Origin of the sequence: Pseudomonas sp. DR 5-09, assembly GCF_001655595.1 — a bacterium.
In the GTDB taxonomy this organism is placed as follows: Bacteria; Pseudomonadota; Gammaproteobacteria; order Pseudomonadales; family Pseudomonadaceae; genus Aquipseudomonas; species Aquipseudomonas pharyngis.
In genome coordinates, this window is sequence record NZ_CP011566.1 from 5,056,165 (window position 1) to 5,082,716 (window position 26,552).

Annotated in this window: 25 protein-coding genes; 13 read left to right on the forward strand and 12 right to left on the reverse strand. The window is 61.1% G+C overall.

The genetic code is table 11. From position 1 onward, the window contains the following. Positions 1-52: 52 nt before the first annotated feature. The 6 genes from PDR5_RS22695 to PDR5_RS22720 all read left to right on the forward strand — a co-directional run bounded on the left by PDR5_RS22695 (position 53) and on the right by PDR5_RS22720 (position 8,411). Positions 53-490, forward strand: a complete 438-nt coding sequence (locus PDR5_RS22695; RefSeq protein WP_064599053.1) for a hypothetical protein — start codon at positions 53-55, stop codon at positions 488-490. Positions 491-606: 116 nt separating this feature from the next. After that, entirely contained in the window at positions 607-786 is a 180-nt protein-coding gene (locus PDR5_RS29930; RefSeq protein ID WP_172829504.1) for a hypothetical protein, read from the forward strand. Positions 787-849: 63 nt separating this feature from the next. Then, complete coding sequence (locus tag PDR5_RS22705) at positions 850-2,610, forward strand: ATP-binding protein (protein ID WP_064599057.1); 1,761 nt, start codon at positions 850-852, stop codon at positions 2,608-2,610. Further along, positions 2,610-3,935 (forward strand): sigma-54-dependent transcriptional regulator, encoded by a 1,326-nt coding sequence (locus PDR5_RS22710; RefSeq protein ID WP_064599058.1) that lies wholly within the window; start codon positions 2,610-2,612, stop codon positions 3,933-3,935. Before PDR5_RS22705 ends, PDR5_RS22710 begins: the two co-directional genes overlap by 1 nt. 113 nt (positions 3,936-4,048) lie before the next feature. Continuing rightward, positions 4,049-6,883 (forward strand): RHS repeat-associated core domain-containing protein, encoded by a 2,835-nt coding sequence (locus tag PDR5_RS22715; RefSeq protein WP_064599060.1) that lies wholly within the window; start codon positions 4,049-4,051, stop codon positions 6,881-6,883. A gap of 208 nt (positions 6,884-7,091) precedes the next feature. Further along, a complete protein-coding gene (locus PDR5_RS22720; protein WP_064599063.1) occupies positions 7,092-8,411 on the forward strand; it encodes an MFS transporter in 1,320 nt (439 codons plus the stop codon). A 113-nt stretch (positions 8,412-8,524) separates the two neighbouring features. Here the strand turns inward: PDR5_RS22720 and PDR5_RS22725 are convergent, their stop codons facing one another. Further along, positions 8,525-9,280 carry a COG4705 family protein gene (locus PDR5_RS22725; protein WP_064599065.1) on the reverse strand — a complete coding sequence of 252 codons (756 nt, stop codon included), beginning with the start codon at positions 9,278-9,280 and terminating at the stop codon, positions 8,525-8,527. A gap of 343 nt (positions 9,281-9,623) precedes the next feature. Here PDR5_RS22725 and PDR5_RS22730 point away from each other — a divergent pair, with 343 nt between their 5' ends. Both PDR5_RS22730 and PDR5_RS22735 read left to right on the forward strand, forming a co-directional pair. Next, positions 9,624-9,983: a hypothetical protein gene (locus tag PDR5_RS22730; RefSeq protein WP_064599067.1), complete on the forward strand. Its 360-nt coding sequence runs from the start codon at positions 9,624-9,626 to the stop codon at positions 9,981-9,983. A gap of 188 nt (positions 9,984-10,171) precedes the next feature. Beyond that, complete coding sequence (locus tag PDR5_RS22735) at positions 10,172-10,801, forward strand: flavin reductase family protein (protein WP_039765924.1); 630 nt, start codon at positions 10,172-10,174, stop codon at positions 10,799-10,801. Between the two features lie 4 nt (positions 10,802-10,805). Here PDR5_RS22735 and PDR5_RS22740 read toward each other — a convergent pair whose 3' ends face one another. Together PDR5_RS22740 and PDR5_RS22745 are read right to left on the reverse strand one after the other, a co-directional pair. Further along, entirely contained in the window at positions 10,806-11,048 is a 243-nt protein-coding gene (locus PDR5_RS22740) for a hypothetical protein (protein ID WP_007960172.1), read from the reverse strand. A gap of 43 nt (positions 11,049-11,091) precedes the next feature. Then, entirely contained in the window at positions 11,092-11,445 is a 354-nt protein-coding gene (locus tag PDR5_RS22745; RefSeq protein WP_064599069.1) for a putative quinol monooxygenase, read from the reverse strand. 336 nt (positions 11,446-11,781) lie between these two features. Between PDR5_RS22745 and PDR5_RS22750 the strand changes: the two genes are divergently transcribed. Then, entirely contained in the window at positions 11,782-12,711 is a 930-nt protein-coding gene (locus PDR5_RS22750) for an AraC family transcriptional regulator (protein WP_064383794.1), read from the forward strand. 112 nt (positions 12,712-12,823) lie between these two features. On the opposite strand, the gene PDR5_RS22755 is transcribed toward PDR5_RS22750, so the two are convergent. From PDR5_RS22755 to PDR5_RS22780, 6 genes are all read right to left on the reverse strand, one after another. After that, positions 12,824-13,879 carry an ABC transporter ATP-binding protein gene (locus PDR5_RS22755; RefSeq protein ID WP_064599071.1) on the reverse strand — a complete coding sequence of 352 codons (1,056 nt, stop codon included), beginning with the start codon at positions 13,877-13,879 and terminating at the stop codon, positions 12,824-12,826. Positions 13,880-13,897: 18 nt separating this feature from the next. Further along, positions 13,898-14,746, reverse strand: a complete 849-nt coding sequence (locus tag PDR5_RS22760; RefSeq protein ID WP_064599073.1) for an ABC transporter permease — start codon at positions 14,744-14,746, stop codon at positions 13,898-13,900. Continuing rightward, positions 14,743-15,651: an ABC transporter permease gene (locus tag PDR5_RS22765; protein ID WP_039765919.1), complete on the reverse strand. Its 909-nt coding sequence runs from the start codon at positions 15,649-15,651 to the stop codon at positions 14,743-14,745. Before PDR5_RS22765 ends, PDR5_RS22760 begins: the two co-directional genes overlap by 4 nt. Positions 15,652-15,831: 180 nt before the next feature. Beyond that, complete coding sequence (locus tag PDR5_RS22770) at positions 15,832-16,935, reverse strand: extracellular solute-binding protein (protein ID WP_064599076.1); 1,104 nt, start codon at positions 16,933-16,935, stop codon at positions 15,832-15,834. Between the two features lie 217 nt (positions 16,936-17,152). Continuing rightward, entirely contained in the window at positions 17,153-18,601 is a 1,449-nt protein-coding gene (locus tag PDR5_RS22775; RefSeq protein WP_172829547.1) for an aldehyde dehydrogenase family protein, read from the reverse strand. After that, positions 18,601-20,238, reverse strand: coding sequence for a 5-guanidino-2-oxopentanoate decarboxylase (locus PDR5_RS22780; protein WP_064599080.1), 1,638 nt, complete (start codon positions 20,236-20,238; stop codon positions 18,601-18,603). Before PDR5_RS22780 ends, PDR5_RS22775 begins: the two co-directional genes overlap by 1 nt. A gap of 139 nt (positions 20,239-20,377) precedes the next feature. On the opposite strand from PDR5_RS22780, the gene PDR5_RS22785 reads away from it, so the two are divergent. Next, a complete protein-coding gene (locus PDR5_RS22785; RefSeq protein ID WP_064599082.1) occupies positions 20,378-21,256 on the forward strand; it encodes a LysR substrate-binding domain-containing protein in 879 nt (292 codons plus the stop codon). A gap of 194 nt (positions 21,257-21,450) precedes the next feature. On the opposite strand, the gene PDR5_RS22790 is transcribed toward PDR5_RS22785, so the two are convergent. Both PDR5_RS22790 and PDR5_RS22795 read right to left on the reverse strand, forming a co-directional pair. After that, the gene (locus PDR5_RS22790; protein ID WP_064599084.1) at positions 21,451-22,065 is read right to left on the reverse strand and encodes an NAD(P)-dependent oxidoreductase; all 615 of its coding nucleotides are present in this window, start codon (positions 22,063-22,065) and stop codon (positions 21,451-21,453) included. 46 nt (positions 22,066-22,111) lie between these two features. Then, positions 22,112-22,990, reverse strand: a complete 879-nt coding sequence (locus tag PDR5_RS22795; protein WP_064599086.1) for an MBL fold metallo-hydrolase — start codon at positions 22,988-22,990, stop codon at positions 22,112-22,114. Positions 22,991-23,105: 115 nt separating this feature from the next. Here PDR5_RS22795 and PDR5_RS22800 point away from each other — a divergent pair, with 115 nt between their 5' ends. Continuing rightward, positions 23,106-24,011, forward strand: coding sequence for a LysR family transcriptional regulator (locus PDR5_RS22800; protein ID WP_218188768.1), 906 nt, complete (start codon positions 23,106-23,108; stop codon positions 24,009-24,011). Between the two features lie 86 nt (positions 24,012-24,097). Further along, entirely contained in the window at positions 24,098-24,274 is a 177-nt protein-coding gene (locus PDR5_RS29935; RefSeq protein WP_007953274.1) for a hypothetical protein, read from the forward strand. Positions 24,275-24,282: 8 nt separating this feature from the next. Here PDR5_RS29935 and PDR5_RS22810 read toward each other — a convergent pair whose 3' ends face one another. Next, positions 24,283-25,179 (reverse strand): helix-turn-helix domain-containing protein, encoded by an 897-nt coding sequence (locus PDR5_RS22810; RefSeq protein ID WP_064599091.1) that lies wholly within the window; start codon positions 25,177-25,179, stop codon positions 24,283-24,285. Between the two features lie 187 nt (positions 25,180-25,366). On the opposite strand from PDR5_RS22810, the gene pobA reads away from it, so the two are divergent. Next, positions 25,367-26,551, forward strand: a complete 1,185-nt coding sequence (gene pobA / locus PDR5_RS22815; RefSeq protein ID WP_373874482.1) for a 4-hydroxybenzoate 3-monooxygenase — start codon at positions 25,367-25,369, stop codon at positions 26,549-26,551. Position 26,552: the final 1 nt, after the last annotated feature.

Sequence of the window (26,552 nt, forward strand, 5' to 3'; positions counted from 1 at the left end):
CCGGCAGGTGACCAGACCGGGCACGCAAGGGTAAACCTATGGGCAAGTGGCGATGAAGGACACCCAAGCCCATCGACACACCCCTTCGGTGATAGCGACTGACAGCAGAGGCTTGCCCGTTCGCCAGGTTGCTTATCTGCGCGCTATCGCCGATGCCCCTGTGGAAACACTCATCACCCGCCTGCGCCACGACACAGCCGGGCATCTGCTCGAGAAGCAGGATCCGCGCCTGTCCATTGCCAGTCAGGTGACCGTTTTTGCGTTGAGTAGCCAGCCACTCAAGGTCAAGAGTGTCGATGCCGGCATGAGCGTGGTACTGCCGGGTCAATCGGGAGAGGAACTTCAGCGCTGGAATGCACGGGGCAATCACTGGCTCACGACCTACGACAATCATTTGCGCCCGTTGACCGTTGAACAGAACGGGGCACCGGATATCGAGACCCAGAAAGGACATTGGGTGGGCCTTGGGGGGGCAAGGTCCCGTATGTAGGGCCGGGCATAAAGGCGATTCCAGGGACACAAGATATTCTTAAAGAGGTCAAAGCCATTGGCCAAAACCTTACGCAAGAACAAGAAGATGCTCTGGATTCAGACATCACTGGACTGATGGATTTGCTGCAGGTTGGCTCACAACGATTGATCGAACGAGCAACTCTGGCAGGAGAAACACAGTTGCTGGGACGCTCGCTGGAGCGCATCAGACAGAAGACTGAAAAACGCATTGGTGAACTCAAGGATCTGCGGGCGGTGCTGCACTCCAGATCCGCGAGGATTACCGCGGTGTAGGACACAGTGGAACGACGCCTCGTGGTATGGTGCCAACCCCATTTCACCCTCAGTTTTCTCAGCATGCTGCCGACTTCCCGTACCTTGCGTCTGTCGTTGTACACCCTGCTGATCATCGCCGGTGCCGCCCTTGCTGCAACGCTTGCGATCCGCCACGCCGAGCGCCAGGCGCTGGAAGAAGACGCGGCTCGGGCCAATCAGCAACTGGCGCTGTATGCCAACTCGCTGCACACCCTGATCGACCGCTACCGCGCCCTGCCCGCCGTGCTTGCACTGGACCCGCAGCTGCGTGCGGCGCTGGCCGGTCCCGTGAGCGCCGAACAGCAAACGGCACTCAATCTGAAGCTGGAAAAGATCAACGGAGCCGCACAGTCCTCGACCCTTGAACTGCTCGACCGCACCGGCCTCGCGGTGGCCGCCAGCAACTGGCGCCTGCCCAGCAGTTACGTCGGTCACAACTATGGCTTTCGCCCCTATTTCAGCCAGACCCGCACCCAGGGCACCGGGCGTTTCTACGCGGTCGGCGTGACCAGCGGCATTCCCGGTTACTTCCTGTCCAGCGCGGTGCTCGGCGATAACGACGAGTTCCTCGGGGCGATGGTGGTCAAGCTCGAATTCCCCGAACTCGAACGCGAATGGAGCCAGGGCAGTGACACCCTGCTGGTCAGCGATGCGCGCGGGATCATCTTCATCGCCAACCAGCCCGGCTGGCGCTATCGCCTGCTGCACCCGCTGAGCCCGGCCGATTACCGCGAGATCAAGGCCACCCGCCAATACGACAAACAGTCGCTGGTGCCACTGACGCATCTGGCGCTGCGCAGCTTCGATGACAACAGTGATCTGCGCCGCGTCGAAGGCCCGCAAGGCACGGCGGATTACCTGTGGGAATCGCTGCCGCTGACCGCCGAAGACTGGACCCTGCATCTGCTGCGCCGCCCGCAATTGTCCTTTGAAGACCAGCGCAATGCCGGGCTCGCCGCTGCCGGAGTATGGCTGGCGCTGGTGTTCCTGTTGCTGTTTCTCAATCAGCGCTGGCGTCTGGCGAAGATGCGCCAGCGCAGCCGCGCAGAGCTTGAGCAACTGGTCGAGGAACGCACCCGGGATTTGCGCACGGCGCAGGACGGTCTGGTGCAGTCGGCCAAACTCGCGGCACTGGGACAGATGTCCGCCGCGCTGGCCCACGAAATCAATCAGCCGCTGACCGCCCAGCGCATGCAGCTTGCAACTCTGAGACTGCTGCTCGATCACGGTCGGGTCGACGACGCCTACAAGGCGCTCAAACCGGTGGATGAAATGCTCACGCGCATGGCCGCTCTCACCGGCCACCTGAAAACCTTCGCCCGCAAGAGCCCCAGCGGCTTGCGCGAACGGCTGGACTTGGCGACGGTGGTCGATCAGGCCCTGCAATTGCTCGATGCGCGCCTGCGCGATGAACAGGTCAGTCTGGTGCTGCACCTGACCCGTCCGGCCTGGGTGCGCGGCGATGCGATCCGTCTGGAGCAGGTGCTGATCAACCTGTTGCGCAATGCCCTCGATGCCATGCAGGGCAAGCCCTGCAAGCGTCTGGAAATCCGCCTGGAAACCGACGAGCAACTGTGGCGCCTTAGCGTTATCGACAATGGCGGCGGCATCGCCGAAGAACATCTGGGGCAGGTATTCGATCCGTTCTTCACCACTAAACCTGTGGGTGACGGGCTGGGTCTGGGGCTGGCAGTATCGTTCGCCATCGTCCATGAATCCGGCGGGCGCCTGTGCGCCGAGAATGGCGACAACGGCGCGGTGTTCAGCCTGACCTTGCCGATCGATCTGGAGGCGCACATCTGATGCTCAACGCGGTGATGGTGGTCGATGACGAAAGCAGCATTCGCAATGCCGTCGAACAATGGCTGAGCCTGTCCGGGTTCGAGGTGCAGCTGTTCAGCCGCGCCGAGGAATGCCTGGCGGCGCTGCCCGCGCATTTTGCCGGAGTGATTGTCAGCGATGTGCGCATGCCGGGCCTCAGCGGTCTTGAACTGCTGGCCGAAGTGCAGCGCCGGGATCCCGATTTGCCGGTGATTCTGCTGACTGGCCACGGCGATGTGCCGATGGCGGTCGAAGCCATGCGCGACGGCGCTTACGATTTTCTGGAAAAACCCTTCAGCCCCGAGACCCTGCTCGGCAGCCTGCGCCGGGCGCTGGACAAGCGTCGGCTGGTGCTGGAAAACCGCGCCCTGCACGAGCAGGCCGACAACCGCGCCAAACTCGACGCGACGCTGCTCGGCGTGTCCCGTGGTTTGCAGACCTTGCGCCGACAGGTACTCGATCTGGCGACGCTGCCGGTCAACGTGCTGATCCGTGGCGAAACCGGCAGCGGCAAGGAGCTGGTCGCCCGCTGCCTGCACGACTTCGGCACGCGTGCCGACAAGCCGTTTGTGGCCCTGAACTGCGCGGCGATCCCCGAGCAACTGTTCGAAGCCGAGTTGTTCGGGCACGAGAGCGGCGCGTTCACCGGGGCGTCCGGCAAGCGCATCGGCAAGCTGGAATACGCCGATGGCGGCACGCTGTTTCTTGATGAAATCGAAAGCATGCCGCTGGCCCAGCAGGTGAAACTGCTGCGGGTGTTGCAGGAACAGAAACTGGAACGGCTGGGGTCAAACCAGAGCATTCGCGTGGACTTGCGGATCGTCGCCGCGACCAAACCCGATTTGCTGGACGAAGCGCGGGCCGGGCGTTTTCGCGAAGACCTGGCGTATCGGCTGAACGTCGCCGAATTGCGCCTGCCGCCGCTGCGTGATCGTCGCGAAGACATTCCGTTGTTGTTCGAGTCCTTCGCCCAGAGCGCCGCCCAGCGTTTGGGCCGGACGTTCCCGCCGCTCAGTGGTGCGCAGTTGAGCCACCTGCTCAGCCATGACTGGCCGGGTAATGTTCGCGAGTTGGCGAACGTGGCCGAACGGCAGGTGTTGGGGCTGGATGAACCGGTGCAGGGCATAGATCCCGGCCAATCGCTGGCGGCGCAGCAAGAGGCATTTGAAGCGCAGTGCCTGCGGGCTGCAATGACCCGGCACAAGGGGGATGTGAAAGCCGTACTGGAAGAACTGCAACTGCCGCGTCGCACCTTCAATGAAAAGATGCAGCGCCATGGGCTGACCCGCGAGATGTTTGTGCCGTAATGAAACACAAAGTCTAAAGGGCGCTCCACTGTCAGATCTGTCAGGTTACGCGGTACTGCGTAACGCCTAAACTGAGGCCTCTACGTCCTGCCGTGCGGGAGAGGCACAAGGGCATGAATACTTCCCCCCATTGGTGCACACCCTCGCTGTCTGTCCACGACAGCCGTGGCCTTGTGATTCGTCAGGTCGCGTACCTGCGTACGGTTGCCGATGAATCTGTAACGCCCCTGATCACGCGACAGCAACATAACGCGGCCGGCCAGAGGGTGCAGCAGCGTGACCCGCGTCTTGCCCTTGCCAATATCTCAAGTGTTCTCAATCTGGCCGCAGAGCCGTTGAAAGTCGACAGTGTGGACGCCGGTTGGCGACTGAGTCTGCCAGGTCCGGGGGGGGAACCCTTGCAGCAGTGGGACGAGCGCGGCAGTCACTGGCAAAGTACCTATGACGATCAACTTCGCCTGGTGGCCGTGGCGCATAACACCCAACCCGATATTGAGACCTGCGTCTACGCAGACGCATCGGCCGACACAGGTTTCAACCTGCGTGGCCAGTTGATCCAACGGAAGGATTCGTCAGGGCATTTGATTTTCGACAGTTACTCGACGCTGGGTACATCACTGCGCGAAACCCGCACTTACTTTGATGGCAAGGTGTTCACCAGCAGCCGTCTCCACAGTCCAGACGGCAGCGTGCTGGAGCAGACCGACGGCGGCGGACACTGCCAACTGTTCAATTACGACATCGCTGGACAGATCAATCACGTACAGCTTCAGATCAAAGGACAGACTCGCTGGCAGGCAGTCCTGCAGGATGCGAAATATGACGCGGCCGGGCACATCATTGAACAATTGGCGGGCAACGGCGTGACTCGACGCTGGTTTTATGATCCGGCCAGCCTGCGTCTGCTGCGTCAATCGGCTCGGGTGAATGCGCTGCCGCCACTGCAGGATTTCGGATATGAATATGACCGGGTGGGTAACATCACCCGGATTCTCGATCATGTGTTCACGCCACATTACTTCGCCAATCAACGAGTCGATGGTCAGCGCGAATTCAAGTACGACTCTCTGAACAGACTGCGCAGCGCCAGCGGTTACGATGACGCGGCGCCTCAAGACAACCCGGGGCGACCGCACCCCACCGATCCCAAAGACCGGCGTAACTACATTCAAACCTATTCCTATGACTCCGGTGACAATCTGTACCGGATCCGGCATGTGCGTGATGGCCACAACCATACCCGCGAAATGTCCATCGATCCCGGCAGCAACCGGGGAGTACGCCGGGCCTGCGGCGACCCTGCCCCCGATTTCGGCACTCTCTTCGACCGTCATGGCAATCTCTTGGCCCTGCAACCTGGTAATCCCCTTCAATGGGATTCCTTCGACCAACTGGAGTGCGTCACTCTGGTACATCGCGATTCGGCTCCCGACGACACTGAGTTCTATCGCTACAGTCAGGGTTCGCGAGTTTACAAACGCCACGCGACCTACTCGGCCTCGAACAGCCACTACCACGATGTTTACTACCTGCCGGGGCTGGAAGTCCGGTGCAAAGACAATGGCGAAGAACTCAATGTCATCACGCTGAACATCGGTATCGGCACTGTACGGTGCCTTCACTGGGTCGCGCGCGCACCCGCCGGTGTCGATCAGGATCAATTGCGCTTCACGCTGGATGATCACCTGGGTTCGTGCCTGATGGAGCTCGATCACCTGGCGCAATTGATCAGCAACGAAGGCTTTTACTCGTTTGGCGAAACGGCATGGATGGCCGCACGCTCGGTAATCGAACTGGCCTACAAGTTCGTTCGCTATTCAGGCAAGGAAATGGATGAAAGCGGCCTGTATTACTATGGCGCGCGGTACTACGCGCCTTGGCTGCAACGCTGGATAAGCAGCGATCCGGCGGGGGTGGTCGACGGGCCGAATCTTTACGGATTCACAGGCAACAATCCCATCCGTTTTATCGATAACGATGGACAGGGACGTTCCCTGTTCCACGAAACGCCGCAAGAACGCGATGCAAGGAAAGCGCAAAGCGCTGCGGCTCAACAGGCCCTCTCAGCCAACAAGGCGCTTTCACACGCGGTTGTCCGGCATATGAAAATTCTCGAGGTAACCGACCTGCGGATCCGCGCCGTTGAATCACAACTCGACAATCTCCAGTCGCAAAATGCGCTGACCGGTAACGCCGTCAAGCGCACCGGCACCTTCGTCGTAAAACAAGTGACCAGTTACGTGGTCGGGATCGGCGTAGGCGCAGTGGCAGGTGCATTGGGCGCGGTCGCGGGCCCCGTCGGTACCGCGTTCGCCATCGTTCTTGGGATGTTAGCCAAGACGACGACCGGTCTGGCATTCGACTATGTTGCGGAACAGCAGGGCCTATCGACGTCAGTCATACTCAAATCCAGAAAACTGAATCCGGAAAGCATTGTGCGCAAAGGCGAATACAAAACCGTCTCGCTGTCAGGCTACGCTCACATGAAATACAAGAAAACGTTTGAGGGCGTCATGGCTCCCACCGAACTCAACGTGCTCAAGGCAACCAAGGAAGCCTCGTCTCCGCTCATATCCATTGCAATGAAGGCCCATGAGTCTCCGCTATCCGGGGAGATCGGTGCCGTTATGAGCACCCTGGTCGGCGCCGTCGAAATCATGTACGAGATCGAAAGAGCCAAGGACGGAATGACTCCTGCGCTGCAAGAGAAAATCGAACTGCTTAATCAGTACATACCCGCTTTGATTGATGTATTGGAAAGAGGATTGGCTGAAGTGAACACGGCGTTCGATACCGCCAACCGCGACTCGATTCATACCTATCGAATGCTCAGCAAATTCTTCGGGAACGCACCGGGGGATACTTACCAAAGCGTGGCGGATGCGACAAACGCAACCATTTCAAACTTGAGGAATCTTCACGCCCGGACTCAACGCGGTTTCAACTGAGCCATGTTCATCATGCGAGGAGTTGCCGAAGCCAGCAATCTCGGCAACTTTCTGCTCAATCGCCACCGACAATGAGCGGATTTCCGCTCAAAAAATCCACCTCCCCCCTCTAAACCGGCCCTCTCCCCGTTGGCACAGCTCCTGCTATAGCCCTCGCAGGCTGCGTTTCAACGCGCTCCACAACAACAATTAAATGAAGGATCCTTCAATGGATAACTCCAACACCCTGCCCCTTGGGTCGGCTGCCGTGCCGGCCAAAGAACGAACCACCGCCAGTCGCATCAAGTCGATCTTCAGCGGTTCCGTCGGCAACATGGTCGAGTGGTACGACTGGTACGTCTATGCCGCCTTCTCGCTGTACTTCGCCAAAGCCTTCTTCCCCAAAGGCGACACCACCGCCCAACTGCTCAACACCGCCGCGATCTTCGCCGTGGGCTTCCTGATGCGCCCGATCGGTGGTTGGCTGATGGGCCTGTACGCCGACAAGGTCGGGCGCAAAAAAGCCCTGATGGCCTCGGTTTACCTGATGTGCTTCGGCTCGCTGATCATCGCCCTGAGCCCGGGTTATGAAACCATCGGTGTCGGCGCGCCGATCCTGCTGGTGTTCGCCCGCCTGCTGCAAGGCCTGTCGGTCGGTGGCGAATACGGCACCTCGGCGACTTACCTGTCGGAGATGGCGACCAGGGATCGTCGCGGCTTCTTCTCCAGCTTCCAGTACGTGACTTTGATTTCCGGCCAGCTCATCGCGCTGGGCGTGCTGATCGTGCTGCAACAGTTCCTGACCACCGAAGAGCTGTACGCGTGGGGCTGGCGTATTCCGTTCGCCATCGGCGCGCTGTGTGCAATCGTGGCGCTGTACCTGCGTCGTGGCATGGAAGAAACCGAGTCGTTCACCAAGAAGGAAAAGTCCAAGGAAAGCGCCATGCGCACCTTGCTGCGTCATCCGAAGGAACTGCTGACCGTGGTCGGCCTGACCATGGGCGGTACGCTGGCGTTCTACACCTACACCACCTACATGCAGAAATACCTGGTGAATACCGTCGGCATGAGCATCTCCGACTCCACCACCATTTCGGCGGCCACGCTGTTCCTGTTCATGTGCCTGCAACCGATCATCGGCGGCCTGTCCGATAAAATCGGTCGTCGCCCGATCCTGATCGCCTTCGGCGTGCTCGGGACGATCTTCACCGTGCCGATCCTGATGACCCTGCACACCATCCAGACCTGGTGGGGCGCGTTCTTCCTGATCATGGCGGCGCTGATCATCGTCAGCGGCTACACCTCGATCAACGCCGTGGTGAAAGCCGAGCTGTTCCCGACCGAAATCCGCGCCCTGGGCGTCGGCCTGCCGTACGCGCTGACCGTGTCGATCTTCGGCGGCACCGCCGAATACATCGCGCTGTGGTTCAAGAGCATCGGCATGGAAACCGGTTACTACTGGTACGTGACCGCGTGCATCGCGGTATCCCTGCTGGTGTACATCACCATGAAAGACACCCAGAAACACTCGCGCATCGTCACTGACTGATCGGGTTTCTGCAGCCACCGCAACGGTGGCTGTTCTGGCCCCATCGCGAGCAAGCTCGCTCCAACAGATCCAATGTGGGAGCGAGCCTGCTCGCGATTGGAGTCACCTCGGTCTCATGCCGACTCGGCAATCGCCGGTTTTCCATAACGTTTCTGCGCAAAAGACGCGCCGACAATCATCACCAGCAGAATCCCCGCCAGCACCGCCGACGAACCGATGGTGCCAAAGTCCAGCCCACCCTTCTCATGGGACTTGGTCATCAGGTCGCCCAAGGTCGCGCCGAAGGGCCGGGTCAGCACGAACGCCACCCAGAACAGCGCCACCGTCGAAATCTTCGTGAAGTACTTGAGCAGCACGACTACGCCAATCGCCGAGCCGATCAACAGCGCGCCACCGGCAAAGCCCAGACCCGAGTCGTCCGCCAGGTAATCGCCGAGCGCGGTGCCCAGGGTGTTGGAGAACAGAATCGCCATCCAGTAGAACATCTCGCCGCGAAAGCTCTGCACCTTGGTGACGTTGAGCGAGTCGCCACTCAGGCGCCACACCGCGAAAATCGCCAGCAGGATCGCGATCAGGATCATGGAACCTGTGGCGTAACCCAGTTCCAGCGTACGGTCCATGAAGTCCGACATAGTGGTGCCGGCGGTGCTGGTCGACAGGATCACGATCCAGTACAGCAGCGGTTTGTAAGTCTTGGACATCAGTTGCGCGATCAGCGTCAGGACAAACACGCTGATCAGGATCAGCGAGCTGATGGCGTAACCGACATTGAGGGTCATCGACAGCAAATCCCCCGCGGTTTCCCCCAGGGTCGTCGCGCAGATTTTCATGACCCAGAAGGCCAGGGTGATTTGAGGCAGTTTGTTCATCGCAGGCAACGCTCCAGTGGGTGACGGCCGGTTTTTGGCTTTATGGCCGTGGGCAGACTGGCGTTGCGCGGGTGAAAAACCGGTCGGGAATCCATGAAAAATCTGTCACACAAACGAAAAGCGGCGATTAATCACCGGTTAATGCCCCCGCCGCATCCTGCACCTACCTGATCGATTAACTGCGCGACGCTCGCTGCGACGACGAAAGCGAATTGAATGCGTCGCCCTTAATATCAATTTAATCGATTGTTTTTAGCATTATTTTGCGCTTTTTAATCAATTTAGTTGGCGTAGCATGAACCCCATGCGAAACACATCGCCAACGAACCCGGAGACAACGACCATGAAAACCAAACTGATCCTCGCCCTGACCCTGTCCGTACTGGCCGCCAACACCTTCGCCGCCGATGGCTCGGACAAAACCAAATCCTCCGACTTCATTTCCGGCGCCAGCGCCGCCATCGAAACCAGCCACACCGGCACCTACGCTGCTGACGGCTTCGACAAGACCAACGTCGGCAAAGCCGTTGCTGCGGATGGTTTCGACAAGACCGGCACTGCCAACGCTATCGCCGCAGATGGTTTCGATAAAACCGGTACTGCCAACGCCATCGCTGCCGACGGTTTCGATAAAACCGGTACTGCCAACGCCATCGCTGCCGACGGTTTCGATAAAACCGGCACTGCCGCAGCCATCAGCTGAATATCCGCACCGCCTTCACAGCCCGGCCTCGGCCGGGCTTAGTCATTTCTGGGGGATGACAATTACTTGAGTTCACACCAGCTCCCACAAGGTTCTCACTGGGTGGAATATCGGTGTCTGGCTGGAAATATGCGTCGTGTGCTTGCACTATTGGCCACTTGATCCCGCCCTCTTCAGGACCACCCGCCATGCCCGATGACATCCATTTCTACGAACCGGCCAACGGCCACGGCCTGCCCCACGACCCGTTCAACGCCATCGTCGGCCCGCGTCCCATCGGCTGGATTTCTTCGCAGGATGCCGAGGGTCGGCTGAACCTGGCGCCCTACAGTTTTTTCAACGCGTTCAACTACATTCCGCCGATCATCGGGTTCTCCAGCGTCGGGCGCAAAGACAGCCTGAACAACATCGAGCAGACCGGCGAATTCGTCTGGAACCTCGCCACCCGCCCGCTGGCCGAGCAAATGAACCAGAGCTGCGCGATGGTCGGGCCGCAGGTCAATGAGTTCGAACTGGCGGGGCTGACACCGGTGGCGTCGAAGGTGATTGCCGTGCCGCGCGTAGGCGAAAGCCCGGTGTCCTTCGAATGCAAGGTCACCCAGATCATTCAGCTGCAGCGCGCCGACGGCGAAACCGTGCCGAGCTGGCTGGTGCTCGGCGAAGTGGTCGCCGTGCACATTGCCAAGTGGCTGTTGAAGGACGGGATCTACGACACCGCCGCCGCCGAACCGATTCTGCGGGGCGGCGGGCCGGCGGACTACTTCCAGCTGGGGCCGGAGGCGTTGTTCAAGATGTGGCGCCCGGGGGCGACGAAGTAAGCGTTTACCAGATCAGCTCGGCGTCGTCGGTAACGCCCTTGAGCTTGTCCAGCTCATTGATCGCGGCTTCATCGGCCGCGATGGCGCCGGGGAAAACCTGATCGTTCAGCAATTTGTGAAAGCGCGGCGCGCCGCCGTCGACCAGGGCCTTGACGGCGATCGCCGCGTGATAACCCTTGTTGCCGCCCAACTCGACGGGGACTACAGCGGAAACCGCTTCGAAGTGTTCGAACTCTTTACGTGCCATATCGCAGGTCCTGGCTCAGTCGGATAAGCCGGACATTAAACATTCAACCGGCAAGTTTGTGTACCGGCGCAGTGCATTGCCCTACGGCCTGTGCGGCCGAGACTTCCTTGAACGTGTGGAAATCCAGGCTGTTGACCACCAGGTCCTGCACCAGCTCGGCAAAGACTTCCATCGACGGGCTGCTGAAGTACGCGGTCATCGACTGCTGGTTGCTCCAGAAACCGGAGACCAGCCACAACTCGGGATCACACTGCGAATGCTGCAAGGCAAAGCTCAGGCAGCCGGGGGCGGCGCGGGACGGTTCGATCAGGGCGCTCAGGCGCATGCCGAGTTCCGCCGAACGTCCGGCACGCGCTCGAACGAAGGCCATATGACTGACGGGAATCTGCTTGGACATGTTCAACCCTCCCAGGGAGTCGCGTGGCAGCCGGGGACGGGCTGCGACAGGATTCAAGGTTAAGGGCCGCTCCCCGTTCGCCGTTAGTCGATTCCTGCCGTCGCGTTGCACAATCCTGCGAGACTGTCTTGCAGACCTGTAACAAGTCGTAAATTCCTGTCACCGTCCTGTCACACCGGTTTCGGGCAACTCTGACCACCTGCGTCCTGCTATGGCTGGACGGGCCAACAACCCAATGCAGGATCAGGCAAGCATTTCGCAGGATGTGTCTACCGCCCTGGCTTGCACAAACTTATGCTCTGCTCCACTCCACCGACTTTGCCGAGGATGCCGCACGTGACGTCATTCGATCGTTTTCAAGCGCCACCCGATGCCGACATGGAAAAGCAGCGCGCGGAACTGGCGGCGATCATCCGCCGCAACACGTCCGAAGATGGCAGTTATGCCACTGCCGTCGGCTCGCTGTTCATGTCGCGCCACACCCAGTCCCATGATTTCGCCCCGGTGCTCGCGCAACCGGCGCTGTGCATCATGGCCCAGGGTCGCAAAGAGGTACGGCTGGCGGACGAATTCTTCAATTACGATCCGCTGAATTACCTGGTGGTCTCGGTTTCGATGCCGTTGAGCGGTCGGGTGGTGAATGTCTCGCCCGAAGAGCCGATCCTCGCCGTGCGCCTGGACATTGATCCTGCGGAAATCACCGCGCTGATCGCCGACGCCGGCCCGATGGGCGTACCGACCCGGCCGACCGGGCGTGGTCTGTATGTGGAGAAAATCGACAGCGCCATGCTCGATGCGGTGCTGCGTCTGGCGCGTCTGCTCGACGCACCTAAAGACATCGCCATGCTCGCGCCGCTGATCCGCCGGGAAATTCTCTATCGCCTGCTGCGCAGCCCGCAGGGGCATCGGCTGTACGAAATCGCTATCGCCAACAGCCAGAGCCACCGCATCAGCCAGGCGATCAAATGGCTCAACGGCAACTTCGAACAGCCGCTGCGCATTGATGACCTGGCGAAGGAAGTGAACCTCAGCGTCTCGACCTTGCATCACCGCTTCAAGGCGATGACGGCGATGAGTCCGTTGCAGTATCAGAAGCAGCTGCGCCTGCAGGAGGCGCGGCGCCTGATGCTGGCTGAGGGGCTGGAAGCGTCGGCGGCCGGGTATCGGGTGGGGTATGAAAGCCCTTCGCAGTTCAGTCGCGAGTACAGCCGGCTGTTTGGGGCGCCGCCGTTGCGGGATCTGGCGCGGTTGCGGCTGACCGTCTGACCCGTTTTTTTATTGCGGCCACTGGCCCCATCGCGAGCAGGCTCGCTCCCACATTGGATCGGTGTACAACTGAACCTGTGGGAGCGAGCCTGCTCGCGATGGGGCCTCTGATTCAAGCGCCGAGCACCCGACACGCCTCACTCGGCAACGTCACCGACACCGGATGCCCGATCCCCAACCCAATCCCCTGACAAGGCGTACTCAGCGCCGTGAAGGTCACCCCGGAACATTCCACCGTAGTCTCGATGGTCGCACCGATATCCCGCACGAACGTCACCTTGCCCAGCAGGCGATTGCCCGCCGTGGCCTGCGGCGCTGACAGTTGCAGGTCTTCGGGGCGGATCAGCATTTTCACTTTCTGCCCGACCACGATGCTGCTGCAGATTGGCACTTGCAGGGCATCGCCACCCGGCAGCACGACCTTGCCATCGCCCAGTGCGGTAGCCGGGAAGATATTGCCGGAGCCGATAAAGTCCGCGACGAATTCGTTGGCCGGGTGCCGATAGACTTCAATCGGCGTACCCACCTGCTGCACCCGATGCTCACCCAGCACCACCACGATATCGGCCATGGTCATGGCCTCGCGTTGATCGTGAGTGACCATGATCGTGGTGATGTTCAGGCGTTGTTGCAGCTGGCGGATTTCCACCTGCATCGACTCGCGCAACTTGGCATCCAACGCCGACAGCGGTTCGTCGAGCAACAGGATTTTCGGGTGCGAGGCAATCGCCCGGGCAATCGCCACTCGCTGACGCTGGCCGCCGGAGAGCTTGGCCACCGGGCGATCGATCATCGGTTGCAGCTGGATCAGTTCCAGCAACTCCACCACCCGTGCCTGTTGATCGGCCTTGCTGACGCCGCGCAGTTTCAGCGGATAGGCGATGTTCTCGCCCACGGTCATGTGCGGGAACAGCGCCAGCGACTGAAACACCATGCCGAAGTTGCGCAGGTGCGCCGGGGTGTGGCCGATGTCCTCGCCGTCCAGGCGAATCTCGCCGCCGGTGAGGGTTTCCAGCCCGGCGATCATTCGCAGCAACGTGGTCTTGCCGCAGCCCGACGGGCCGAGGAAGCACACCAGTTTGCCCTCGGGCAAATGCAAGTTGACGTCTTTTACCGCGCAGGCCGAGCCGTAGTGTTTCTCGACGTTTTCCAGAATCAGACCAGACATAAAAATCACCTCAAGAAATCAAAAGGAAACGCCACCTTCACCGACCAGTTTCTCCAGCGCCCAGATCAGGACGAAGTCAATCAGCACGATCAGCACGGCGAACGAGAACACGGTAGGGTCGAGCGATGACACGGTGCGGCTGTACATCCAGATCGGCACGGTCATGACGTCGATGGTGTAGAGGAAATAGGTCACGGTGAATTCGTTGAACGAGACGATGAACGCCAGCAGCATCCCCGCCAGAATCCCCGATTTCATCAACGGCACCACCACATCGACGATGGCCCGCAACGGCGAAGCGCCAAGCATCTGCGCCGCCTCTTCGACTTCGCTGCCGATGGAGAGCATGGCCGCGGTGCAGTTCTTCACCACGAACGGCAGCGCCAGAATCACGTGGGCAATCACCAGCCGCGAGGTGGTCATGTGGAACGGCAGGCTGTCGAATACCAGCAGCAAGGCCAACCCCAGCACCACCATCGGGAACACCAGCGGAAGCGACATCAGTTGCAGCGCCACGCCCTTGCCACGGAACTCGCAGCGGGTCAGCGCGTAGGCCGCCGGCACCGCGATCAGCGTGGCGAAAATCATCGTCAGGCACGCCACCAGCAAACTGGTGCCCATGGCCTGGCCGAGGCTCAGCACATCGCTGGCATCCGGCGAGACGAAGGTGTGCCACGCCGCCTTGTACCACTGCAGGCTGTAGCTGCTCGGCGGGAAGTCGAGGTTCGACGCGCCGCTGAACGACATCACGATCATGGTCAAGATCGGCAACACCGCCAGGAATAAAATGATCCCGGACAGGATGCCGGCGAACTTGCCGGTATCGCCCGGCAACAGCGACTGACGCTTCTTGATCAGGGCACTCATTGCGAAGCCTCCAGCAGACGGCGACGGCGGCCGGTGATGTATTCGGACAAAGTCATGATGGCGAGCGTGGTGACGATCAGCACCACGCCAGCGGCGGACGCGGCGGGCCAGTTCATCAGGGGAGCGATCTGGTCATGCACCATCACTGCGAGCATCGGCACGCGCCGACCGCCGAGCAGCAACGGCACCACGAAGCTGCTGGCGTTGTAGGCGAACACCAGGGTCGCGCCCGTGATGATCCCCGGCAGGCTCATCGGCAGCACCACCTGACGGAATACCTGAAAACGACTGGCGCCCAGCGTCGCGGCAGCCTCTTCGTAGCTGCGGGCGACGCCGCGCATGGCGCTGGCAATCGGCAGCACGGCCAGCGGAAACGCGGTCTGCACCAGGCCCATCAACACGCCGTTCTGGTTGTACAGCAACATGATCGGACGCTTGATCAGACCGAGGCCCATCAGGGTCTGGTTGAGCATGCCGCCGGGACCGAGGATCACTAGCCAGCCATAGCTTTGCAGCAGCAGGTTGACCAGCAACGGCAACAGCACCGCCGCCAGAAAGATCCGCCGCACGAACGGCGAGGTCAGACGCGACATGGTGTACGCCACCGGGATCGCCAGCACCACCGCGATCACCGCGCTGATCAGCGCCAGACGCAAGGTCAGCAGCAACGATTTGAGGTAGTAGGGTTCGAGCAACTGCGCGTAACTGGCCAGGCTGAAGCCCGACCACTCCGCGCCCTTGGTGCCGACGCTCATGCGCAGCACCAGCAGGCTGGCGGCAATCAGCACGCCGAGAAACAGCATCGACGGCGTGAGGAAAAACCACGCCCGCGCGGTCGGCGAAACACCGCGCGCCGGGCGCACGTCACCCGTGCCGACCGGTTGGGTCAGGGATTGATGTTCCATAGCAATGATCTCGTCAATGGAAAAACAACGGCTTCAAGCTCACCTGGCCCTCTGTGGGAGCGAGCCTGCTCGCGATGCGGACTGACATTCACCAACAACGTCGGCTGACAGATTGCTATCGCGAGCAGGCTCGCTCCCACAAGAACTTTCAGTGCTTGAGAGCCTGTGTACGTCACTCGATCAGGAAGAAAAGATTTCCGTGTAGCGACGAATCCACTGGTCATGCACGGTCGCCAGGAAGGCGTTGTCGTGCATGATCGCCTTCTCCGCGATCTGCTCCGGCGTGAGGATGAAGGGGCTCTTGCGCGCTTCGGCGGAGATGATCGCCTTGGCGTTGACCGGGCCGTTGAAGATGTCTTCGGCCATCTTGCCCTGCACCAGCGGGTCGAGGGAGTGGTCGATGAAGGCGTAGGCCAGGTCGGTGTCGCCCGGACGGTTCTTCGGCATCACCGAGAGCATCAGGTCGGTGTAGAAGCCTTCCTTCATGCCGAACGTGGCACCGAGGCCATAGTTCGGATCACGGATCTGCTTGGGGAAAAACGCCGGGGCGTAGAGGCCGCCCATATCCAGGGAACCGGTGCGAAACAGCTCGGCAATCTGGTTGGGGTTTTCGCCAAGGGTCACCACGCGGTCTTTCAGCTCGGCGAGTTTCTTGAAGCCCGGTTCGATGTTGTGTTCGTCGCCACCGGCCAGTTTCGCGGCGATGATGATCAGGTCCATCGCTTCGGTCCAGTTCGGCGGCGGCAGGAAAATGTTCGGTGCCAGATCGGCGTCCCACAGTGCCGCGTAGCTGTCCGGCGCGGTGGTCTGGGTGCGAGTGCTGTAGACCAGACTGTTACACCACAGCAGGTAGCCGATGCCGTGACCGTTGGCGCCGGTGCGGTATTTTTCCGGGACGTCGACCAGGTTGGGAATGCGGTTGAGATCGGGTTTTTCCAGCAGCCCGGCAGCGGCCAGACCTTCGGCGCCAACGCCAGCCAGAGTGATGATGTCGTACTGCGGACGGTCACCGCCGGCCTTGAGTTTGGCGACCATTTCCGAGGTGCTGCCGGTGCGGTCGGCAATCACTTTGGCGCCAGTCTTGGCTTCGAACGTTGCGGCGATATTGCGCAGCGCGGCCAGGCCCGTGTCATCGGACCAGGTCAACAGGCGCAGGGTCTTGCCGGCGAAGCGGGTGTCGCTGGCACTGGCCCGGATGAAGGGCATGCTCATGGCCGCCGCAGCCACCGAAGCCACGCCGACGGTTTTGATGAATTGACGCCTGTTCAGATCGTGCTCGCCCATTTGGGACTCCCATTATTCTTGTAAGTATGAGATTGATCGCAACCCTTGCATCTGCTTGACCGATATTGCTCAAGCGCCCGGTTTAAAAGGGCTTGAGCGTGGTCTGCGGGTTCATCCTGAGGTCGTGCAAAACACCTGACTATCGATAAAAACTCATTGGAGCCATGACGCCGGCGCATGCCTCGTTGCGAGGCATGCGCTGACCTTTTTCGGGCATTCAGAGCGCGCGGATCACGTGCTTGATTTCCTGAAATGCCGCCAGGCCCCACGGCCCCAATTCGCGGCCGAGGCTGCTCTGTTTGTAGCCGCCCCACGCGGTCTGCGGGAAGATCACCTGCGGCGCGTTGAGCCACACCAGCCCCGCCTGCAAGGCGTTGGCGACCCGATCCGCGGTCTCGGCATTGCGCGTGACCACGCTGGCCACCAGACCGAACTGGCTGTCGTTGGCCAAGGCAATCGCCTCGGCTTCCGTAACGAAACTGCGCACGCAGATCACCGGGCCGAAAATCTCTTCGCACCACAGCGCACTGTCGAGGGGCACTTCGGTGAAGATTGTCGGCTGCAAGAAATAGCCGCGCGGCAGATCGGCGGGACGATTGCCGCCACAGATCAGCTTGGCCCCGGCGCTGAGGCCACGGTCAATATGACCGAGCACTCGCTGGTATTGCGCCTGATTGACCAGTGCGCCCATCTCGACGTCAGGATCGAACGGATCGGCGACACGGATTTTTTCCGCGCGGGCCTTCAGACGAATCAGGAATTCGTCGGCCAGTTCATCGGCGACCAGCACCCGGCTGGTGGCCGAGCACATCTGCCCGGCATTGAAGAAGCCGCCACCGCAGGCAAGCTCCACCGCCAGATCCAGGTCGGCATCTTCCAGAATCAGCAGCGAGGACTTGCCGCCCAGTTCCAGGCTCACGCCCTTCACGGTTTCAGCGGCGCGCTGCATCACTTGCACACCGACGGCGTTGCTGCCGGTGAAGGAAATCTTGGCGATGCGCGGGTCCGCCGACAGCGGCGCGCCGACTGCCAGACCGGTGCCGCACACCAGGTTGAACACGCCTTTTGGCAAACCGGATTCGGCGATGATGGTAGCCAGTTCCAACTCCGGCAGCGGTGTGACTTCAGACGGTTTGAGCACCACGCAGCAACCGGCGGCCAGGGCCGGGGCGAGTTTCCACGCGGTGGTGACCATCGGGAAATTCCACGGCACGATCAGCCCGACGACACCGCACGGCTCGCGGCGCAGACGTGCGCTGAAGTCGTCGCTGGGCAGCGGCACTTTGCTGTCCTGTTTCGCATCGAGGCCTTCGGCGAGTTCGGCGTAGTACTCGAAGGTGGCGATCACGTCATCGACATCGATGCCCGCTTCGAACTGCGGTTTGCCGTTGTTGCTCGACTGCAACTTCATCAGATGTTCGCGGCCGTTGCGCACGCCATTGGCGATGTTGCGCAGGATCGCGCCGCGCTCGGCGCCGGTGGTTTTCGACCAGCCCTTGAAGGCTTCGGTCGCCGCCGTTACCGCTTGATTGACGGCGCGTTCGTCACCGCCGTTGACCGTGGTCAGCAGTGCTTCGGTGGCCGGGTTGATCACACGCAGGTGTTCGCGCCCGGCGGACCATTGGCCGTTGATGTACAGGCCGTCGAGTGTGGTCGGGAAATTCATCATTGGGCCACCGCCTTCATCCATTGGGTCTGGTCGATCTCGATCAGGGTCGGGCCCTGACGATCGGTGGCGGCGCGCAATGCACTGCGCAGGTGTTCGGCGGAGCTGATCGCCTCGGCCGCGCAACCCAGGGCCTTGGCCACACCGATGAAGTCCGGGGTGTAGATGTCCACGCCCACCGGCTCGATGGCACGGTTGACCATGTATTTCTTGATCTCTTCGTAACCCTGGTTATTCCACAGCAGGATGATCACCGGCGTGCGCGCTTCCACGGCGCTGGCCAGTTCCGGCAGGGTGAATTGCAGACCGCCATCGCCGATCAGGCACACCACCGGCGGACGCGCGCCGTGTTCGAGGTTACCGCCGAGCCATGCGCCAATCGCCGCCGGCAAGGCATAACCGAGAGTGCCGTAACCGGTGGACGAGTTGAACCAGCGGCGCGGGCGCTCCGGGTTGAAGGTCAGGTTGCCGGTGTACACCGGTTGCGTGGAGTCGCCGACGAACACCGCGTTCGGCAATTCGTGCAGCACGGTTTCGAGGAAACGGGTCTGGGCCAGCATCGGGGCATCCCAGGTTGCGGCCAGGTCTTCACGCAGACGGGCGGCGCGTACCTGGCCCCAATCGTTGCGGCGCTCGGCCAGCGGTTTGTGCGACAGCGCACTGAGCAGCGCTTGTGCAGCGTTGCGCGAGTCGGCCACCAGCGCCACGTGCGGCGGGTAATTGCGCACGGTCTGGTCCGGATCGATATCGACGCGCAGCAGCTTGCCGGGGATTTCGAAACCGCCGGCGAAGGTGACGTCGTAGTCGGTTTCCGCCAGTTCGGTGCCAATCGCCAGGACCACGTCGGCATCGGCCACAAAAGCACGGGTCGCCACCAGGCTCTGGGTCGAACCGATCAGCAGCGGATGGCTGGACGGCAGCATGCCTTTGGCGTTGATGGTCAGGGCCACCGGTGCATCGAGCAGCTCGGCCAGTTCGGTGAGTTCGGCAGCTGCGTCGATGGCGCCGCCACCGGCGAGGATCAGCGGACGCTGGGCGCCGGCCAGCAGTTCAGTCATGCGGCTCACGGCGGCCGGCGCCGCCCCGGCGCGGTCGATGTTGACCGGCACGCTGGCCAGCAGTTCGTCGGCTTCTTCGACCAGCACGTCCAGTGGAATTTCGATGTGCACCGGACGCGGACGCCCGGCCTGGAACAGCGCAAACGCACGGGCCAGCACGCCCGGCAATTCGGACGCCGACATCAGGGTGTGGGAGAACGCCGCCACGCCGCCGACCAGTGCGCTCTGGTTCGGCAGTTCATGCAGCTTGCCGCGTCCGCCGCCCAGTTGACTGCGCGACTGCACGCTGGAGATCACCAGCATCGGGATCGAATCGGCGTAAGCCTGGCCCATCGCGGTGGTGATGTTGGTCATGCCTGGACCTGTGATGATGAAGCACACACCCGGTTTGCCACTGGTGCGGGCGTAGCCGTCGGCCATGAAGCCGGCGCCCTGCTCGTGGCGCGGGGTGACGTGGTTGATGCTCGAACGGGCCAGCCCGCGATACAGCTCCACGGTATGCACACCGGGAATGCCGAACACCTGCTCGACCCCATAATCTTCGAGTAACTTGACCAGTACTTCGCCACACGTCGCCATGTCTTTGCCCTTCTTGTTCGTTGAGGCACCGGGCTTTAAAGGAACCGGTGATTGGCCTCATTGAAACGGGCGACCCGTAGCCGCAACAATCGATAAAAGCTCATACTAGCCATGTCCTCACGTCATACCTTGGATCCACATGAAACGACTGCCTCCCCTGCCCGCCCTGCACACGTTTCTGATCACCGCGCAGTGCTGCAACTTCACCCGGGCCGCCGAGCAGTTGCACATCACCCAGGGTGCGGTGAGCCGACAGATCGCCGGGCTGGAGGAACATCTGGGTTATGAGCTGTTCATTCGCCTGGCCCGGGGCCTGGAGCTGACGGCCGAAGGTCGCGAATGGCTGCCACGGGTGCAGCAAGTGTTCAGCCTGATCGGCGATTCGGTGGAGCAGATCGGCGCCAAACGCGAAACCCTGCAACTCAAGGCGCCGAGCTGCGTGATGCGCTGGCTGTTGCCCCGTCTGCTGCAATGGCAGCGCGAGCGCCCGGACGTGCCGGTGAAACTCACGGCATCGCTGCAACACGGGGTGGATTTTCATCGCGAGCAGTTCGACGCGGCGGTGATCTACGGCACCGCGCCACACGACTCTCCTGCGACCCTGCATCTGTTCGATGAACAACTGACGCCGGTCTGCTCACCGACGCTGCTCAACGGCGGACCGGCCCTGCACACACCGGCAGATCTGCAACAGCATCTGCTGCTGCACCCGACTCACACCGATGACGACTGGACACTCTGGCTCAACGCCGCCGAACTGCACCTGAGCAATATCGCCAGCGGTCAGCATTTCGAGACGCTGGATCAGGCGATGTCGATGGCGTCCCATGGGACGGGTGTGGCGATCGGCGACTGGTCACTGATCGGCGACGACTTGAACGCCGGGCGACTGGTGATGCCGTTCGATCTGAAGGTGAAGACGGGACTGGGCTATTACATCGTCGCGCCGGCGTCGGAGCCGTCGGCGAAATTGCAGGAGTTGATGGGGTGGTTGGTGGAGCAGGCTCATACGCGGTGAGGCCCCCCCTCACCCCAGCCCTCTCCCGGAGGGAGAGGGAGCCGATCGTGGGATGCTCGAAAATTACGCCGACCTGAACGTGCTGTACCGAATCCATAATCGACTCGAACTTTCAGGTCGATGAATCACGTCAGACAACTCGGTCGGCTCCCTCTCCCTCCGGGAGAGGGCTGGGGTGAGGGGCTTTTTAGTTCTTAATAACCGACAGTAAACCGCTGACGCGAATGCTTCGGCGTTTCCACTTCGTCGATCAGCGCAATCGCATAGTCGGCAAAAGTGATTGAGCTCTGGCCTTCGGCATTCACCAGCAAGTCATCCTTGCCGACGCGGAACTTGCCGGTGCGCTCGCCTTCGACAAACAGCGCCGACGGCGACAGGAATGTCCAGTCCAGTTCCTTCTCCTGACGCAGTGCATCAAGGAACGCCGCACCGGCGCTGGCCTCAGCCTTGTACTCGGCCGGGAAACCGGCGCTGTCGATCACGCGGGTGCCGTCCGGCAGCAACAGCGAGCCGGCACCGCCGACCACCAGCAGACGTTTCACCCCAGCCTGTTTCACCGGACCGATCAGCGCGCTGGCCGGCACCGTGGCGAAATGCGCGGCGCTGATCACCACATCCTGACCGGCGACGGCGTCCTGCAACGCGGCGGCGTCCAGCACGTCGACATTCTTGCTGACCACACCGGCACGAGCGCCGATCTTCGAGGTATCCCGAGCGATGGCGGTGACGCTGTGGCCGCGACGCAGGGCTTCTTCCAGCAGTTGGCTGCCGGCACGGCCGGTGGCACCAATGATTGCGATCTTGCTCATGACATTCTCCAGTTGGCTTGAGAGTGCTGCGTTTTTCAGAATCGGGTTACCACTGCATTTCGCCCTTGGCGACTTTGGCGCTCAGCTCCAGCGAACTTTCTTCGCCCAGTGTCGGGTAGCGTTTTTTCATCGCGGCGATCAGCGCGGCAGAGTCCTTGGCCTTGGCAGTTTCTGCGTCGAACGCCTTGATGTAATCGGCGGTGAATTTCACGGCCGCCAGCGAACGGGCGCTGTCACCCAGGTAGTGACCCGGCACCACGGTTTTCGGTTTCAGGGTTTCGATCGAGTGCAGGGTTTGCAGCCAGTCGGCATGGGATTGCGCGGTCTGGGTGTCGGCCATCCACACGTGGATGTTCTCGGCGACGACCACACCGCCGACCACCGCTTTCAACGAAGGAATCCACACGAAGCTGCGATCCGGCTGTTTGCCGTACAGGCCGATCACCTGCAGTTTCTGCCCTTCGAGCATCAGGCTGTCGCCTTTGAGCACGCCCGGTACGATGGTTTTGGCCGGCACGTCGGCGCCCATTTTCGGCCCCCAGAAGGCGAGTTTGCCGTCGACGGTTTGCTTGATGTGATCAACGGTCGGTTGCGAGGCCAGCACCTTGGCATTCGGGAATGCCTTGGTCAGGGTGTCGAGACCGAAGTAGTAATCCGGGTCACCGTGGCTGATGTAGATGGTGGTCAATTGCTTGCCGCTGGCGCGGATCTTTTCCACCACTTGTTCGGCCTGGGATTTGCCGAACTGCGCGTCCACCAGAATCGCGTCCTTCTCGCCGCTGACCAGCACCGAGGTCACCGGGAAGATCGCATGGGTGCCTGGGTTGTAGACATCGAGGGTCAGATTCGCGGCCGCTGCATGGGCAGCAAAGCCGAGGGTGGCGGTGGCCAGTAAAACGCGCTTGAGGGTGGTGAAGCCGATCATGGGTTGCTCCGCTGTTCGAATGCCGTGCTTGGCGATGGGGACAGAGCTTAGTTGCCAGACTCGTTACAAAAAATGCGATGCTTGAACATAGTTTGTTTCTGAAAGCGGGCAAATCATGGATCGTCTCCAAGCAATGCGGGTGTTTGTCACGGTGGTGGATCTGGGCAGCCAGTCGGCGGCGGCCGATCACCTGGACCTGTCGCGGCCGGTGGTGTCGCGGTATCTGGCGGAACTGGAAGACTGGGTCGGGGCGCGTCTGATGCACCGCACCACGCGCAAGTTGAGCCTGACCGCCGCCGGCAACGAAATCCTGCCGCGCTGCCGGCAGATGCTGGAGCTGTCCGGTGACATGCAGGCCGCCGTCAGCGAACCCGCCGATGCGCCACGGGGGTTGCTACGGATCAGCGTCAGCACCTCGTTCGGTCAGGCGCAACTGGCCGATGCGATGGCGGCGTTCGTCAAAGCGTATCCGGGGGTAAGCATCGACCTGCAAATGCTCGATCGCACCGTGAACCTGGTGGACGAACGCATCGACCTGGCGATCCGCACCAGCAATGACCTCGACCCCAACCTGATCGCCCGGCGCCTGACGGTCTGCCGTTCGGTGGTCTGCGCCGCACCCGCCTATCTGCGGGAACATCCGCAGCCGCAGCGGGTTGAAGATCTGAGCCGGCACAACTGCCTGACCCATTCCTATTTCGGCAAGAGCCTGTGGCATTTCGAGGAGGATGGCGAACCGGTTTCGGTGCCGGTGCAGGGCAACATCAGCGCCAACGAGGCCAGCACCCTGCTGCGCGCGACCCTGGCCGGCGCCGGGGTGGCGATGCTGCCGACCTATCAGGCCGGGGTGCATGTGCACAGCGGCGAACTGGTTCGCCTGCTGCCTCACGCCGAGCCCCGGCAGATGAACATCTACGCCGTGTATGCCTCACGCAAGCACATGCCGGCAGCGTTGCGCTGCATGCTGGATTTTCTGGTGCAGCGTTTTCCCGAAAACCCGCAGTGGGATATCGGACTGTAAAGCCGTTCACAGAGCCGCTGGCAACTCCACGGCGCTGACCTATGCTGAAAGTAGTACCCAAGGGTATTCGTTCAGAGGTCAACGCCATGAACACCAGAACAAGAAGATACCTCGCGATTTTCATCACCTGCGCGGCCACGCTGGCGCTGTACGGCACCGCGGCATGGCGCGTGGAGCAGTTGCGGCAACTGCCCCGTGAATACGCGAGCTGCAACTTCGAGCGCTGCATCCCTCACAACGCCACCCTCAACGCCCTGCGCTGATAAAGGGCTCAGGCGTCGTCGTTCTGCTCGGCCTTCAAGCGGTCGCGGAACGCCTTTGGCGAGATCCCCACCCGGCGCCGGAACAAGCGCGTGAAGTTGGTCGGATCGGAAAACCCCAACACCTCGGACATCTCGAAAATGGTCATGCTGGTGTACGTCAGCAGACGCTTGGCTTCCAGCAACTGACGCTCGTGCATGATCTGCAACGCCGGCTGCCCCGCCAGTTCGCGGCAGGTGCCGTTGAGGTGCGAGACGGAAATCCCCAGCCGATGGGCCAGGTCTTCGACCTTGACGTGCTGGCGGTAGGTTTCTTCCACCAGCTGAATGAACCCGTTGAGGTATTCGCGCTGACGCTGCGGGCGTTGCGTGGCGTTGTGACGGCGGATCGCCTGACGGCTGACCCAGACCATGATCACACTGACCAGCGAATGCATGAGCATTTCACGTGCCGGTTGATGGCCGTTGTACTCGGCCTGCAACGCGGCAAACAGACTGTTGAGGTAATCCGCGTCCTTGCCCGCCGGATAGCTTTCGGCCTGGGCCAGGGCCTGCACCGCGCTGCCCAGTTGCGCCTGCAAATGGTTGATCAACGGAGTGGCGAGGGTGACGACGAATCCTTCGACGTCCTCGGAAAAACGGAATCCATGCACCGATAACGGCGGCAGGATCTGGATCGCGGTTTCGTTCAGTTGCGTGCGTTGGCCTTCGATTTCAAGCTCTGCCTGACCTTTGAATACGAAGAGCAACTGGCACAAATCGGCGTGGCGGTGGGGTTTGATTTCCCATTGGTGTTCGCGGCTGCGTTTGGAAATGGTTTCACAGTGCAGCAAGTCAGGGGTCGGCCAGTCCAGGCTTTCACCGTAGAGCTTGAACACCGGAATCGAAGGCAGGTCAGGCTTGTTCATCACTTCAATCCAGGCCTCGAGGTTTGCGGGCGATAATCGCACCGATTGGCAGAATGTACAGGTATCGGCTCAGTTTTCACCTTCAATTGACAGACCCGCAAGGGAAAAATGCAAGCACTCGAATCCTCAAACTCATTCACCGGCCGTTGTCGCGTGAAGCTTGCGAGTCATAAAAACAATGAAAACGCTGAAAACCCAAGTCGCCATCATCGGCGCCGGTCCGTCCGGATTACTGCTCGGCCAACTGCTGCACAACGCCGGCATCGACACCCTGATTCTGGAGCGCCAGACACCTGACTACGTGCTCGGCCGAATCCGCGCCGGCGTGCTTGAACAAGGCATGGTAGAGCTGTTGCGCGAGGCTGGCGTGGGTCAGCGGATGGACGCCGAAGGGCTGGTGCACGGCGGGTTCGAACTGGCCCTCGACGGGCGCCGGATCCACATCGACCTGCAAGCGCTGACCGGTGGAAAAACCGTGATGGTTTACGGTCAGACCGAGGTCACCCGCGACCTGATGGCCGCTCGTCGGGAGACCGGAGGGCAGACCATCTACGAAGCCCGCCATGTCGTTCCCTGTGACATGAAAAGCGACGAAGCTTATGTCACCTTCGAAAAGGACGGCGAAACCTGGCGTGTCGATTGTGACTACATCGCCGGTTGCGACGGTTTCCACGGCGTGGCCCGGCAGTCGATTCCCGAGGATTGCCTGAAAGTCTTCGAACGGGTTTATCCGTTTGGCTGGCTGGGGATTCTCGCCGACACGCCACCGATTCACGAGGAACTGGTCTACGCCCGCCACGAGCGCGGCTTCGCCCTGTGCAGCATGCGCTCGGCGACACGCACCCGTTATTACCTGCAAGTGCCGGCCGAGGAAAACGTCGACGACTGGTCGGATCAGCGTTTCTGGGATGAACTGCGCAAGCGTCTGCCGGAGGATCTGGCGCAGAAACTGGTGACCGGTCCGTCGATTGAAAAGAGCATCGCGCCGCTGCGCAGCTTTGTGGTCGAGCCGATGCAATACGGGCGGATGTTTCTCGTTGGGGACGCGGCGCACATCGTTCCGCCGACCGGCGCCAAGGGGCTGAATCTGGCGGCCAGCGATGTCAGCACGCTGTTCAGGATTTTGCTGAAGGTTTACCGCGAAGGTCGCACTGACTTGCTGGAGAAATACTCGGAAATCTGCCTGCGCCGGGTGTGGAAAGCCGAGCGGTTTTCCTGGTGGATGACTTCGATGCTGCACCGCTTCGACGAGCACGATGATTTCAGCCAGCGGATCTGCGCTTCGGAACTGGACTACTTTGTCAGCTCGGAGGCCGGTCAAAAAACCATTGCAGAAAATTACGTCGGGCTTCCTTATGAGGCTATCGAATAGC